Consider the following 14,896-nt stretch of genomic DNA (forward strand, 5'->3'; position numbering starts at 1 on the left):
AAATTTAATTCTATTTTCGCTCCCCCCTATAGTCATCCGAATAGGTATGCACAATAGTAGGCAACCAATAGGGTTTCACTTCCGGCCGAAGAGGTATGTTAACCGATTCTGCTGCGCGTGTACTCCGTGCAGCTATACCCGCCCATACACTGACAGAAGCAGAGTGTTTCACTCGGTCATAGGTAATGGTAGCCACTTTGGTATATCCTCCGGTAGCATAAGTACTATTTCCTTTGGTTGTTGTAATCATTACAGAATGTCCCTGATCATATAACTTCTCTCCACCATTATTATTGAAGTTGGTACCACTCTGCACCATTGTACCTCCTTTATAGGCAGTCATGGTGAAGGTCATTTTATCCGGAGCCCTTCCGGCGGTGTACCAAGTAGCATACACATCCAACTTAATCTTTCGGGGTGAATTGGCATCACCTTCGAGCACCGGCGCATTAAAGAAAGTCGTTTCTCCTTGTCCTCCAGTAGCATCACCACCCCATTGCAATAGCTGTCGGGCATTGTAAGTAACAGCTGAGGTAAAGCTCCAACCAACGGGATGCTTATCGTAAGTAGTATTGTTGGTACCATTTCCCGATAAGTTATTACCGGCAAACTCCACTGCAATGTCCACATCATCTCCGAGCCATTTAAACTTCAAGACAAAGAAATCAAATGCAGGAATGGTTACAATAATATCCTGATAAACCTTGGCAGTAACAGAATAGTCGGGACATTCGGCATGATGAAATGTCAGAAAGCCTTCACGCGGTTCATCATTAAGTTCCCGATCGGTAGTCATAGTCAGCGTCTGCGAAGCATTGCTCCAAACAATACCCGAATGTATCCAACTGCTCCATGAATCGAACACAAGATTACGATTACCACCATATACCGATATATCCTGCGAATTAGTCACGGCAGTCTGTGCAGTCCCTGTAGGTGAGGCTGCATTGATTGTATTCTGATCCATATAAATGAAGCAGTTGAGTAATGAAAGCGTATCCGTATCGAGTGTTGTCGTATTCTTGACTACCAACTGGGCATCTCCATAATACGTATCGAAATTGCTCACATTGGTCGTTGACGAACGAGTAAACGTCACAGGGGTTGTTCCTGCTACTCCATTTTGAACACTCGCACTTGCTTTAGGAGTAGTAGCCAAAAACTTCCATCCTCCTCCCACACTGGTTACATTGATTGAACCCGTTTGATGAAGATTAGGACACAATACGAGCTTGTGCACGTCGATCTTTATCGTTCCCTTATCTGGGCGCTGGGTTACCGGTATCTTTTTGGTTACATTATTTGCCTTAATAGTAATATAAGAGGTACGCGGGTTATTATCCACATAGGTGTTAATATCGGCCGTTATCTCAACTGCATTACCGTCCAGTTTCCTCACAGAGGTAATCCAAGCTGCATCCGGAGCTTTCGAAACCGTATAAGTCTCCGCATTCGTATTAACATGAAGCGTATCTTTGAAAGAAAGATTAATGGAGGTTTTATCCGTAAAAAGCTGTGTTTGCGATAAATCAGCGTTAATCTGCGTATCGACCCAATCAAGTATTTCGGTAGTCACATCAAGCTTCCCACCCAGAAACAGACGTACCAGTAAAATGCCATTTACACGAGGCACCCGGGGAATGATTACATCTGTTTTCTCAAAACGGGTTCCGCCATCACAAGCCAAATCCACACTCAGCCGTAAGTTATGCGTAGTCGTATCGATAGGCTGTGCACTCAAATAGTCGCTTCCCTTATGCGCCGGAATCACAAAACGCAGTGTATCGCTTAACTGATGACCCACTTGAGTCGGATTGTTTCGTACCTGAAAGGATCCGATCATGGGTTCGGTACTTACCGTTGGCTGATTCCGGTCGGGATATAAGCCACCATTCCAATTAAGCGTAGTGGGCACCTGCGTCAATTTGAATGTATGTGTTCCATTCACATCCAAGCCGCCGGCATCGGCTATTACTACTTTGACCAGTGCCACATTACGCGACAAAAGGGCTGTCTCGGATGATACATTCTCCTGTCCTGCCAAAATATGCTGTCCACTCAGGTAAGCCGTACGTAGCTCAGGCACAGCAGGCAATATACCGGAAACAGGAGTTGTCTCCCACATTTTCAATACATTACGATCTTGCCCTCTAATGGGAGATATAATCTGTCCGTTAATGTCTGCCTCGGCACTCACTAAAGCGATGTTCCAAGTACCTGCAGCAACAGGCATCTTCAAGCGATCCGGAGCATAAGTGATGTCGGGTATCTTTTGACGGAACTGGTTCACAGCTGCCCCCTCTCCATCGAATAGATAAACCTGCGTGTTATTGATAACAGCTTCCGGTGCTCTCGTCATATTGAAAGTCAGCGATGTATCCCATACCTTTTCGCCAGATACTTCTTTCTCGTCGGCACAAGCCCAGGCCAGTACAACAAGCAGAGACATGCTCCATAATGTTTTATATTTTCCTGTCATCGTTCTTTCTTTTTCATTCAAAACCGTTATTCTATGATTTGTCAGAACCTTCGATTACAAACGTTTCGACATTCTAACAGACTTATTTCCTAATGGTAAACTCGGCCGAACGCTCTGCCTCCGAGACTCCCACCGGTTGTGCACCAACAGGTTGATTAACCGACTTAATATTCAGTTTCACCTGTTTTTCAAGAGTATCCGTACTGAAAAGTACCACACCATTCACATTGGCAGAGCTATGATTTCCATCGCCACTGATACGCAGTTCGTGCAAATTCGTGAATACATAATCCTTACCCTCTTTGGCTGTTGCCTCAGATACCGGCACACAGTTAACAATCACGTCACTTCCAGTGGCATTCGTTTGCAAAGCCCCATCCGAAGCACGCAACAGTGAAACGGTAAAGAAGCCCGAAACCACATTGTTATTAACACGATGATCGCCCAGAGAAGCAATAGCTATCTTAGCCGGCTGATCAATTACCATGCCGCTACAACTCAATAACTCACCATCGAAAGAGACATTCGATCCGCTTAGGTTATGAATCTTATTGAAGTTGACCACCACCGTTTTAGGCAGTTCGTAGCGCGTGTCTTCGAGCGTTTTGGCATAGAACAAACCCTTTTGTCGACCATTTTCGAATACCACACGAGGGGTCAGCCCTTTGTCAAAGTCGAGTGCATCGGCAGTGCCTTCTCCATAGATTCCATCGACAACAATATGCGCTCCTGTGGCATTAGTCAATGGGGTTCCATCAGTCTTAAACAGTCCTAACTCATACAGAATATCTTGACCACCCTCTTCTCCTTTTTCAGTACGTATCAATTTAACCAATGACTGCTGGTCTTCGATCACAGCCTTACCCGCCGGTTTTACCAGATAGCTATACTGCACTGCCGATAGATTGAGTTCAAACTCCTTACTACCTTCAATCAAATCGTTTGCTTTTACGGGCACCTCAATATCTTGTTTAACCAAATACCGGTCTGCCGTTCCAGGCGAAGGCGTAAAGGAGAGTTTGCCCTTGACCGGCGTAAAGTTGGAAGCTGTAGTGGCCGACAACTCACGCGTGGTATAATCCACATTTACCGGTATGGGTGCTCCTTCTTTGGTAGTGGCATACCCTGTCAGTGTAACGGTAAATACAGCTGTAGCCGTACCGTTCACTGGTTTGGTGATCTTCACATCCGAAACATAAAGTCCATGTCCTAACTTTACTAACCGATTGCTTGCATCTACGAATACCACCTCTCCGGATGCTGCTGTCAATGCTTGTTTAAAAATAGTAGGTTTATTGTCTGTGATGTAACGGTCAAACTCCTTTTCGCCCTGAGCAGAATACATACTAATACGCCCTTCATCGGAAGAGAGCAGAAGTACCTCGCCGTTATTAAACACTTTCGCCTGATCAAAATTACCGTCTACGGTACGGTCGAACTCTGCTTTCCCAGTTGCAGAGATCCTCACAAACGTTCCACGACGTCCATTTACATCGTAGGTAGTCACTACCGACTCGCCCGTCACCGGGTTCATTCCCATACCACGCACACCACCATTGCTGCTGCCTGAGTAAAGAGATGTTCCATCATTGCGCAATAAGGCATAATGTCCCCTACTTCCGCTTCCTCCCACTAAAATATTGCCATTGCGCCCCACCATCAAGTGGTTAAGATTTGCCACCCCTTCTTGGGTAGTAGGTATCAATGTTTTCGCAAAAACGATATCTCCTTCGGGACGAAGTTTATAAACAATACCGCCATTTGCTGTAGCGTTGCCAATTACTATAACAGAACCATCGTTGATATTAGCCTGCATACCGGTTACTTTAAACTGACCGGAAGGAAGTGTCGTAATATAGAACGGTTTTCCTTTATCATCCAAACGAACGATGGCAGCTTTTTCCTTCTCCTTACCTGCCGAGAAAGCGGCACATACATATTCAGTACTATTGCCCAACACGTCAAACAGATCACAATATCCGCTCTCTGCATGCTTATATTCGTAGAGTACTTTGCCTGCTTTATCGACTTTCAAAATAACTCCTTGCCGGCCATTAGTACCCATAGGCTCTGTACCCGACAGCATCAGCGAGCCGCTTCGGAGCAATGCCCCATTCAACAGGTCGCTACCTTGCGAACCTATATATAGATTTAAAGCCATTTTACCACCACGGTCTATAATCACCGCTCTTCCGCTTAAGGTGATTCCTTTTCGTCCTTTGGCATTGTTCACAACAGACTGCCCCACCAGCAAAAGTTTATTATCATCCAATTCCTTCACTTGGTTCACCGTAGTGAATCCGATAAGCGGAAGCGAGAAAACAACCTCTCCCACACGATCGGCCCAGGTGAGATTATATTTCTGTCCCTCTTTGCCTATCATTGCTACTTCGTCACCGGCTAGCAGGCAAACTTGCTGTATTTTGTTGTTTGTGCCATAGCTCTTATCAAAAACTACCGGCATATACTGTGCTTTCATTGGCAAGTATGCCAAGATGCCCAATAAAAACAACATCAACACTCTATGAATTTTTGTATTCTCCATATATCGTTTACTTTTTAATTATCTATCGCTTATTATATATTTCAACGCGTCTTGCACGACGGTTTACCTGTATCCAATCAATGCCTCTCTCCATCCAATAAGAAGAACCAACCTCTTCTTTAATTTCATCGGTTGAGAGTTTTATACGTCCACGTCCGTAAATACTAAACTGTCCCGAAATTCCGTTGTTTCGTAAAAAATCGGATACCTTCCGGGCTCTGCGCTCAGACAGCGCATAATTATAGGCATCGCTACCTATTTCATCGGCGAAGCCATCGAATACTAACTCATTAAAACGATAACCGCCCATTTCCGATACAAAATTCTGCAATAACCGAAATGACTCGCTCGTTAGCTCGGCAGAATCAAAATCGAAATAAAGCGTCATCAGCAATCCTTCCGGTGCATACTCTTTCAATCCTACCGATTCGGGCTTAGCGGTTTCTGTCATTCCGCTTAATAGTAGCTGACCACCCAAAATGGCAGCCTGTTCACTCATACCATAAAACGGAAGCCCCTGCTGAATACCCAGTTCATCGGTTGTTTGCAGATAGTACAAATCGTCTTTGGAACCCTGTTCACGATCCGAGACGAAGTAAGCCGTACGCAAACTCAACGGACACATATAGTAATCATTGTAAACCGAATTGACCGGAGCAGGAAAATGGTTGATACTGCCGGGAACCACCCCTTCTTTATCATAAGCAGCACTGAAAAGATCGTAGCCACCGAATCCGGGCAAGCCGTTAGAAGCAAACAGCAATCGCCCTTTGTAAAGCACTGGAGAAATCTCATCTCCTTCGGTATTCACCTCAGGGCCTAAGTTAACCGGTACGCCCCATGAATTTGTGTACTCATCATAGCGAGATAAGTAAAGATCGAATCCACCATATCCACCCGGGCGATCGGAAGTAAATAGTAACGTTTTTCCATCCTCAAGCAGGAACGGATGTGCATAAGAAGCCGTGGCTTCCTGCGGAAAGATAGGTTCGTATTTAGTAAAGCGATGCTTATTGTTTTTTAAGGTAGAATAAAACAACTGGGTACAAAACGGACGAAGGTTCTTATCTGCCACCTCCACCGTTGCTCTTTTCTTATTATAGGTAATCACCGTAGCGACCATTTTCTGCATATCGGGTGTAAAGGCTACGGGACCATTCTGAAGATCGGCCGGGATGCGACGGAAATAGTCATAATAACGGGGAGTTTTCTGCGAAGATTCTCCCGGAGTATTACTTTCATGCAATTCATAATAGTGTGAGCGATGAAAGAATATTTTGCCCGGATCGTTTAATTGACTATAACTTGTAGCATAAAAGGGTTGTTCGCCATAATTTCCTACCCAGAACTCTGCGTTCGTCGTGTTAAGCCCCAGTCTAGTAGCCGAAAAGCCGGGATCATCTTTTATAAAATGCCTCATTGAAAGTGCCTCAAGCGTATTCTGGTAGCGCTGATAACGACTATATATATCTTTATAAGCATTGTTCAGACACACTGCTTCGGCTCTACGCATTTCTCCTTGAAAACGAAGCGCATCTACGTAATTACACACATCGTCTACCAATAGCAAATCGCCCCGAAGCTCCATTGCTTGGGCATAATGCTGCTCGGCAAAAGCATAGTCGCGTACCATAAAGTACAGACGCGCGGCCTTCAGATGCAGAGCTGCCCGGTGGTTGTTGTCTGTTTCTCGTTGGATAGCAGTTTCGTATTGCCCCATCGCTTTATCAAACTTTTGCCTGATAAAGTTGCGATCGGCTCGCCTTTCTATTCGGCTTAACTTCCGCTCCTGCGCTATGGAGAGAGTGCTTCCTCCTATAAACGAGATAAACAGAGTAGCCGCCAGTAGAATCTGTAACTTCTTCCTTATCATTTCAGCAACTTTTTTATCCATATCATTAACGGAATATATTATAGGTCATGCTCACACCAAACTTGGTGGGCCCGATCCAACTTTTTGTATTCTTTCGTTCCAACGGAAAATGTACATACTCTCCGCCCAAATTGAACTTATCGTATTGCAGATGAGCATATCCAAGACCAAGATTTAAGTCCAGTCCCCAGCGGTTGCCAAATGCAAACTTATAACCGGTGGATATACCTCCGGATACTCCCCATCCCTTGCGCCGATAACTTTGCAACGGATCGCCATGCTCCAAGAGTCCTATATTGAAGTTGCCATACATGGCATAGGGTCCCACGTAAAAACCATCCCACGAGTCGTTGGTGTAGAAGTTTCTCGGATTGACGTAGTAGCGCAGATCAACACTGGCCTGCAACGCCCGAAAGACCTCTTCATTTTTCTTAAACATATAAGGCATCCACAGCACCTCACCATTAATAGTCAGCTGACGTGTCAAGGTGTATTCTATACCTACATTGGGCGAACCTGTCAACCAAAAGGGAATGTTCACCTTTACACTCTGTGCCTCTGCTCTGAGGGCCAGACAGCCTAAAAAAGCAACAGCCAGAAGGTATCGTATCATTGATTTTATTTTCATTCTATTATTCATTCTATATATTATTCCAAGTCTGTATCTCCACTCTGAATATCTTCATTCCAACCAACAATCGACATCTTAACAATAGTATAAGAGTCGATTTCGATAATAATTCGTTGGCCATGAAGTAATCTCAGCGGGGTTCCGGTCTGTTTATCCGTCACCTCTACGGGCATACTGCTCACGATGCCTCCACCGGCATTCAAGAAAGTGAGGTTCAACCGTATATGCTCATCTTGAATACTGGGAAAATAACGATGATCTATTTCCAGAATACGAGGATCGGACTGCGATGGAATCTTGTCCGAATGGTACATCACATCGCTAGTCGATAAGCGTGTGGCGAGTGTATCGTCTTTCAGATGTTGTTTGGTGGCCACTCCTTCGGCCAATAGCTGAACATTAGTAATTTCAGACACATTACCGGGAAAGTTTTTAAAGCGTATCGTAATGCGCCCTGTATACCTTTGAGCGTGTAGGGTATCTACATAGAGATAGCCCGAGTGAACAATTGATGGAGTGAATTTCTGAAAGAACAGATCTGGGGGCTGGGCATAGGCCGACACACCGAACACACTTTCTTTCAGTGTAAAGGCAGACTGCTCCAAGGATGGTGAGTCTACAAACGAAAGACTGTCGGTGTTGGTGTAGCAATATACCTTATAACCGCCGGGAGGTAAACGAAAGCTGAATTGCCCCATAGCAATGCGGGGATCTTTGTCCCACGGAGAAGAAGCATAACGAGCCTTCACCAATACTCCTGCGTCGTTGTAAACCATCACACGGCAATCACTGATGGTTTTGTCTACAATTTCGGGCACAAAAACAATGTAGTTAGTTTCGTCCTCAAAATAATCATACGTACACGACGTGAACGAAAGGCAGACTGTAATATAGGTATATAATACAATGAGAAGCCTGTTTTGTCTCATGCGTTGTGGTTTATTCATTCGTGTTACCGGGGCATATAAGCAACACCCTACACACCCCGGAACTGAACATAAGTTACTTTATAATATGATGTTAGAATCAACAATGTTGCTATCCCATGGAGCAGGAGCGCTAACAGTGATAGTAAGACCACCATATTCGGTAGGATTCACCGGAACCTCCGTAGTACCTCCGGTTTGCAAAGTCAGGTTTACCTCGCGAATTACATTCGGAATAAAGTTCTCTTTCACTACACCCGACCAATACACAGTAGTTTCTGCTGTCAAAGCCGTACCATTGGCAAGAATATGTCCAACTTTACCTTTGCCCGATACAACAATGAAATACTGTTGTGCAGCAGTAGCCAAGCCTGTAGTAGCACTATTATTTGCACGACCTCCGTTGTTCGGAAATACAACAATATCTCTCCACATAGTGAAGTTGCCACCAAGAATGGTTGTAGGAGCATAACCCGTAGTAGGATCGGCTGTTTTAAATACATCGGCTCCGGAAATAGACAAGATGTTGTCAGTTGATGAAGTAGCACTTACACCACCGGCGTTGCCAGCAAGAATTTTCATATTATCGGGTAAGCGATGAAGCAAGATAGAGGCATCTTGTGCAAAGTCTACACCTTTGTCTACATTTTCATTTACTACGCCATCACCATCTTTGACATTCAAGCGCAAACGCATCAAAGAGACTTCTCTTTTCAAAGTGATAGCAGGTACTGTCGTAGTAGTGTTGGCGGTGATAGTCACACCGGTTGCTTCTCCCATAAACACTTCAGACGGTTCAACATAAGCTGTTTTCGCCGCTAGTGCACTCCCCAAAAAAGCAGGGAAAGTGCCGGTTTTCTGCTTAATCAGCATACCGGTAGCCAACTTCTGACGCACTGTCCATTTAGTCCACTCGGCAGCCGTAGCCCCATTATCCAGAGAGGTCACAACAGGATCTGTCGAACTCTTAGCATTGGCTACTAACACAACCGTATAGGTACCAACAGGTACATCGGTATAAGTAAATGTAGACTGAGTAGCGGATGGAGTAATCACATCCGAGAAACGGACCGTATTGGCAGCATCATACAAGAACAACTGTACCTGATGAATGTTGCTCCATGAAGTAGCCGGAATAGCCGTAGACTGCGGTGCCCTTGTGTTCGTGTTCGAATTTTGAAGTGCTAACTTAATGGTAAAACTAGACTTCTCACCATCTTCCGTACCGGGTACTTCGTTCTTGTCACTGCAGGCAGTCATTGACAAACCCACCAATAATAGAGACCACAATAAAAATGATTTCTTTTTCATAAAACTTTTTTTAATTGATACTTGTAACATAGTTCTCTCTTGTTTTTTTATATTTGTCTTAATCAACAATCACTGCTCTGCTAAGTGCTGCATCATCGTAGAACATATTATCAACTCCACCTTTGTACTCAATCCGTAACTGAGAAGGATTGACACCGAATTCTTTCACCAAAGTGTCACGAACAGCCTCTGCGCGTTCCTTGCTCAAACGCATATTAATGGCATCACTACCGGTCTTATTGTCGGCATAGCCCACGATCGTAAATACCTTATCGGCCGGAGCGTTCTTTATAGCCTTAGCATAATATTCCAGATTCACCCGTCCTTGCTTACTCAACGTGCTCTTACCCAATGGGAAGACGATAATGCGCGACGTGCCTACAAATTCTTTCTCCACAATTGTTTGAGCCGGCTTTCTGCGAGCTTCATCCAAAGCATTCTGTAGCGCCTGTTTTTCTCTATCGGCAGCTGCCAATTGCTCACGAACACGACGCATCTCTTCTTCGCTGATACCTGTGGATACCACCTTGCCGCCCGAAGTCCACCCACGTTGTTTGAAACGATAGGTAAGACCCGCAGTCACTGCAAGTAAGCCTTCCTTACCATTGCCACCTACTTCAGAATCGAAACGGTCGTGCAACAATGTACCTCTGGCCTCGAGGTTTAACGAAAAGGCCGACGAAAGGCGGAACTGATTGATTAAACCCACGGTAGCTGCCAGTTCATTCGTCTTAGGTTTGTCCCAAGAGTGCATCACGCCCACACCTACATAAGGAATGAAATTGTACACGCGCTTTTCATTATACCCAAAAAGCACATTGGAAACATTAAATAAGATATCGCCATGCATATGTGCTACATCCCACTGCTGGGCATACGCACCTTTGGCATTTCTGGCGCCTGTAGCATAACTACCCGGAATATAACCGAAACCTTTGATTTGTAAACCGCTATACTCCAAGCGAAGTCCTAATCCGGGAGTAAACCATTTACCAACAGCGATGTCAAGCGCAGGGGCAATACGCTTGCCGAAACTTCCTTGACTATCACCATCACCAAAATAAACCTGTCCGCCTCCGCCGACTTGTATAAACCAATTATCCCAAAAGGAATTGGTCTCTACTTTGTATTTATCGGATGTTGTCGATGTCTGAGCTTCTACAGCACCAGTTCCTATGCCCAATAAGGCCAGTAGTAAGTAAGTTGTCTTTGTTTTCAGTTTCATGTCTTTAATAGATTAATTATGAATACGTAATGGATAACATAAATCGCATTTTTTATTTTGTGAACCTCCGTTACTTTGTAGGTAACGGAGATTCGCAAAATAAAAGGCCATAATATGACCATAAATGCGACATATTACAATCATGGTACAGTACAAGTTATAGTCAACCTGTACGAAACCCAGTTTCACTCTCCTAAAAAAGAGGGTGACGCATCCCTTATTGTTTTTTTTTGATTATTTTTTGATCTTTTCGAAAAAAGTTGTTATCTTTGCCTGCGTATTAGATTATCCGTTACCTACAAAGTAACGCTGTTTTATAGTATTTAGAATCAGTCAATTAAGGTCGTGTCGACTGCTTCAAAATGAGCCTGTCAGAAAGTTAATAACCCCTTGATTAACTTTCTTTATTCTTGCGTCGCCTTGAGCTTTAAAATATGTTTCGGTAATTTTCAGCGACGAGTGTCCCATGCATTCACTAATTAACTTCTTATCAAAACCTAAGAAATTAGCTAATGACGCCCAAGTGTGTCTAGCTTTATAAGAGCTCAAACCAGTGTTCAGTCCCAGCAAGCTACTTAAAAAAGACAATGATTGATTAAATTCGCGTAATGCGTTCTGATACTGTCGGTATCCTTCCCAACCTGAAGCCGTTATAAACGGGAACAAATAAGGCGAATCCGGATTTACGCTCCGATATTTTTCAATAATCGCCATCGCTTCGGGATCTACAGTTACTGACAACTCACTGCCGGTCTTCTGCCTGCGATACAAAATCACCCCGTTCTTTAAATCACATTTTCTCAGATGGACCAAATCAACAAACGGCATGCCTTGCAGCATCAGCAGCAGAAGAAAAATAGAACGGGTTTCTTCCAAATTGCCCCGGAGCACACGCGAAGGAGCAATCAGTTTTCGCAATGCTTCAGGCTCTAAGCTGCGATCGCGCTTCGCATCGACTCCGGTATGCACATGCTTAAAAAGACGAGGCATATAAACCACCAACCCATGATCTACCGCCTGATTATAAACCGCTTTGAGCATGCGTAGATAAGTAGAGATGGTATTCTCTTTTAGCTGCTCGAACCGCAACTGCCTCTCGAAACCCTTTAACCACTCACGATTAAGTTTGCTAAAGGGCATCTTATTGCTGCGTTCGTACTTCCGAATACGGTTCAAAGTGCTCTGATAAACATGGGCAGTGCCAAATCGCTGCTCATTTCGTTGCGCTTGAATCAACAACTCCATAAAAGACATCAAATCTTTTGTTCTCATAAAGAAATCTATTAATCACCCGTTGGCGGAATTAATTCACTAAAAAATGTCAGGAAATAAGTTGTGCATATCATTGATTATTAGTATTTTAATGGTGATCAAACTATTAATATACAGCTCAATTATGCACAACTTATATGCAATATTCGCTAAATTTCTTGATATATGCAAGATGTTTTCTGCTGATTTAGTAAACGAAAAAGGGAATATACCTCGCAGAGGAGTCGTCCCGAAGTTCTCTGACTTAGAAGTGATCAGTTTAAGCCTTGCTGCCGAATCAATAGGCATAGATAGTGAAAGCTTTTTGTTTTCTAAATTAAATGAATACAAAGATGATTTTTCTTCTCTCATATCCCGTCGTCAATATAATGATCGCAGGAAGCTCACTATCGGCTTATGTAATCAGGTGCGTGAAAGAATTGCATCAAAAGTTGATGGTGGAGAAGCTATTTTCTGTATTGATTCTATGCCAATTGAAGTCTGTCGTCCCATAAGGTCAAAACGTTGTAAAATGGGAAAGAATAATTATGATAAAGCTCCCAATTATGGCTATTGTGCTTCACAGGGTAAACATTATTACGGATATAAATTACATTCTCTCTGTGGGTTGAGCGGTGTCATACACTCTTTTGACCTGACAAAGGCGAGTGTTCACGACATTCATTATTTGAAAGACGTAAAGTGTAACTTTCAGAATTGCACCATCATCGGTGATCGTGGATATATTGGAGCAGCCATACAACTTGATTTATTTGAAAAAGCTAATATCAAGTTGGAAGTTCCATATCGGTCGAATCAAAAAGATTGGAAACCTGTATTTAGTCCATTTGCTAAAGCAAGGAAAAGGGTTGAAACGCTTTTTGCACAATTATGCGATCAATTTATGATAATCAGAAATTACGCAAAACAAACAGAAGGATTGTTTACCAGAATTACGGGGAAAATTAGTGCACTTACAATCCTTCAATATATAAACAAGATTAATAACAAACCCATTGGACAAATTAAATATGCACTAATTTAATTCCGCCAACGGGTTATTAATCATATATTTAAACAAATTATCACTTAGATACAAGTACTCAAAATCACGCGTATACGCGAGGGATACTTGATATCAATGCAAAAATAGAATAAATTATGAACCAACATAGCCTATAAAAAATGTCCTTTTTTTCATTGTAACATAGTATAAACCATTTTTAGAGGCTAAAAAACGAACAAAAAACACAAGATAGAATAGCATTATTTAAATACTGAAGAACCCTATAATCAAACTCTTCAATACAAATCAAAAAGAATAGAATTGAACCGAAAAACATAAATAAACCATTTGGAAAATAAGAAAAGTAGTTAATATTTATTACAATAAAAATACTGAAAAATTATTCTGTAAAAGACCTAAAAACGGATATAATATGACAAATCGGCTATAGGTGTAAATAATGTTAATTATTTGCCCGAAAAAGAACTTTCCGAACAAATGGGGATGGAATTATTTACATGCAATCATGATATTTCAAAGAGATTTAAAATACGAATCCTTCAGCATATTTAAAAGACAAAAAAACCGACCAAGATTCATCTTTTAGTCCTCATTATCAACAGATTTAAATGGCACCTAAGCATTACCACAAACAACAATTAGGACTATCTTGTGTTATTACATAAAGACATGGCAAGCGTCGATATGCAAGAGAGAGAGTTTTAACCCTCAAATCAAATTTATGAAAACAAACAAAACAAGGACAATATCCTACATTTTATTTGCTTTATTTTTTATGTTTGCATGCATCAATAGAAAGCCTTCCTCTAACAAAATAGAGATGGGCAAGCAAACGAAAGAGTATACCAACCTCTATTCCAATAATCTACAACAACACCCCTCACGGATGAGACAAACGCATTCTCCTCCCCTATTTACAGAGAGACAGAAAAGAGTATAGGTTCAAAATTTCGTCTCTTCCCATACACCATGTAGATAACACCCACGTTACAAAAAAATAGAATGTATAGCTATATGATAAATACACAAATACGTTTAGAAACCCCGTCATGACACATAGTTATTAAGAAAAACAATAGATACAAACAAGACAAAATTTAAAATCAGGCACCTGAGCATTATGGTCAATACACAAAAAGTGATTTTGAGGCATATTCCTAAATCACTTAACAATAGAAATTTTATTGAATATTCGATTCCAACAAACGTTATTATGGCAGAAAAAGGTTATTATCTATTTTCTCGTCGTTTTAACATTGTTAATTGTTTCCCCTCTCTGTATTACCTAGTATATAAAACTACGTACTCTTAGCATAAATGACTACGTACTCTTGGTGCCCAAGAGTACGTAGTTAACACACACTTAAAATAGTTCTTTTGCAATGAACAAAAAGCAATAATCAGTGCCATTTAAGCAAAAGAGCCAAATAGCTAATAATCAACATGTTGATACAGAACAATGGATTGATTTGATACATCATACCTACGATTTTATAGACCTGCCTTGCCTGAATGTAAAATATCGTTTTATGATGAAAGTTATGAATTTATTAATTTCACCGCTCCTTTATCTTACGACTTCTCCTTTTCCATCGAGCTCTTATCAAGCATGTACTTTTACAAAAAGT

Annotated in this window: 9 protein-coding genes; 1 reads left to right on the top strand and 8 read right to left on the bottom strand. The window is 42.2% G+C overall.

Features of this window, described 5'->3' with window-relative positions:
* Positions 1-10 precede the first annotated feature (10 nt).
* The 8 genes from TY03_RS08685 to TY03_RS08720 all read right to left on the bottom strand — a co-directional run bounded on the left by TY03_RS08685 (position 11) and on the right by TY03_RS08720 (position 12,262).
* Positions 11-2,479 carry a BACON domain-containing protein gene (locus TY03_RS08685; protein WP_042368956.1) on the bottom strand — a complete coding sequence of 823 codons (2,469 nt, stop codon included), beginning with the start codon at positions 2,477-2,479 and terminating at the stop codon, positions 11-13.
* 82 nt (positions 2,480-2,561) lie between these two features.
* Positions 2,562-5,024 (bottom strand): Calx-beta domain-containing protein, encoded by a 2,463-nt coding sequence (locus tag TY03_RS08690; RefSeq protein ID WP_042368958.1) that lies wholly within the window; start codon positions 5,022-5,024, stop codon positions 2,562-2,564.
* A gap of 22 nt (positions 5,025-5,046) precedes the next feature.
* Positions 5,047-6,918: an OmpA family protein gene (locus TY03_RS08695; protein ID WP_230201928.1), complete on the bottom strand. Its 1,872-nt coding sequence runs from the start codon at positions 6,916-6,918 to the stop codon at positions 5,047-5,049.
* Positions 6,919-6,922: 4 nt separating this feature from the next.
* Entirely contained in the window at positions 6,923-7,519 is a 597-nt protein-coding gene (locus TY03_RS08700) for a DUF3575 domain-containing protein (RefSeq protein ID WP_042369354.1), read from the bottom strand.
* 26 nt (positions 7,520-7,545) lie between these two features.
* On the bottom strand, positions 7,546-8,457 hold the full coding sequence (locus TY03_RS08705; RefSeq protein ID WP_042369356.1) for a FimB/Mfa2 family fimbrial subunit: 912 nt from the start codon (positions 8,455-8,457) through the stop codon (positions 7,546-7,548).
* Positions 8,458-8,535: 78 nt separating this feature from the next.
* Positions 8,536-9,765, bottom strand: coding sequence for a FimB/Mfa2 family fimbrial subunit (locus TY03_RS08710; RefSeq protein WP_042369358.1), 1,230 nt, complete (start codon positions 9,763-9,765; stop codon positions 8,536-8,538).
* A 58-nt stretch (positions 9,766-9,823) separates the two neighbouring features.
* Entirely contained in the window at positions 9,824-10,984 is a 1,161-nt protein-coding gene (locus tag TY03_RS08715) for an OmpA family protein (protein ID WP_394330883.1), read from the bottom strand.
* A 363-nt stretch (positions 10,985-11,347) separates the two neighbouring features.
* The gene (locus TY03_RS08720) at positions 11,348-12,262 is read right to left on the bottom strand and encodes a tyrosine-type recombinase/integrase (protein WP_042368963.1); all 915 of its coding nucleotides are present in this window, start codon (positions 12,260-12,262) and stop codon (positions 11,348-11,350) included.
* Between the two features lie 46 nt (positions 12,263-12,308).
* Between TY03_RS08720 and TY03_RS08725 the strand changes: the two genes are divergently transcribed.
* The gene (locus TY03_RS08725; RefSeq protein ID WP_034753041.1) at positions 12,309-13,286 is read left to right on the top strand and encodes an IS982 family transposase; all 978 of its coding nucleotides are present in this window, start codon (positions 12,309-12,311) and stop codon (positions 13,284-13,286) included.
* Positions 13,287-14,896 lie beyond the last annotated feature (1,610 nt).

It is taken from the genome of Bacteroides neonati (assembly GCF_000499785.1).
Taxonomy (GTDB): domain Bacteria; phylum Bacteroidota; class Bacteroidia; order Bacteroidales; family Bacteroidaceae; genus Bacteroides; species Bacteroides neonati.

Excerpts from the sequence above, each read along its gene's own strand:
- TY03_RS08705 (WP_042369356.1), bottom strand. The coding sequence starts at position 8,457 with ATGAGACAAAACAGGCTTCTCATTGTATTATATACCTATATTACAGTC.
- TY03_RS08690 (WP_042368958.1), bottom strand. The coding sequence starts at position 5,024 with ATGGAGAATACAAAAATTCATAGAGTGTTGATGTTGTTTTTATTGGGC.
- TY03_RS08695 (WP_230201928.1), bottom strand. The coding sequence starts at position 6,918 with ATGGATAAAAAAGTTGCTGAAATGATAAGGAAGAAGTTACAGATTCTA.
- TY03_RS08720 (WP_042368963.1), bottom strand. The coding sequence starts at position 12,262 with ATGAGAACAAAAGATTTGATGTCTTTTATGGAGTTGTTGATTCAAGCG.
- TY03_RS08685 (WP_042368956.1), bottom strand. The coding sequence starts at position 2,479 with ATGACAGGAAAATATAAAACATTATGGAGCATGTCTCTGCTTGTTGTA.
- TY03_RS08710 (WP_042369358.1), bottom strand. The coding sequence starts at position 9,765 with ATGAAAAAGAAATCATTTTTATTGTGGTCTCTATTATTGGTGGGTTTG.
- TY03_RS08725 (WP_034753041.1), top strand. The coding sequence starts at position 12,309 with ATGTCAGGAAATAAGTTGTGCATATCATTGATTATTAGTATTTTAATG.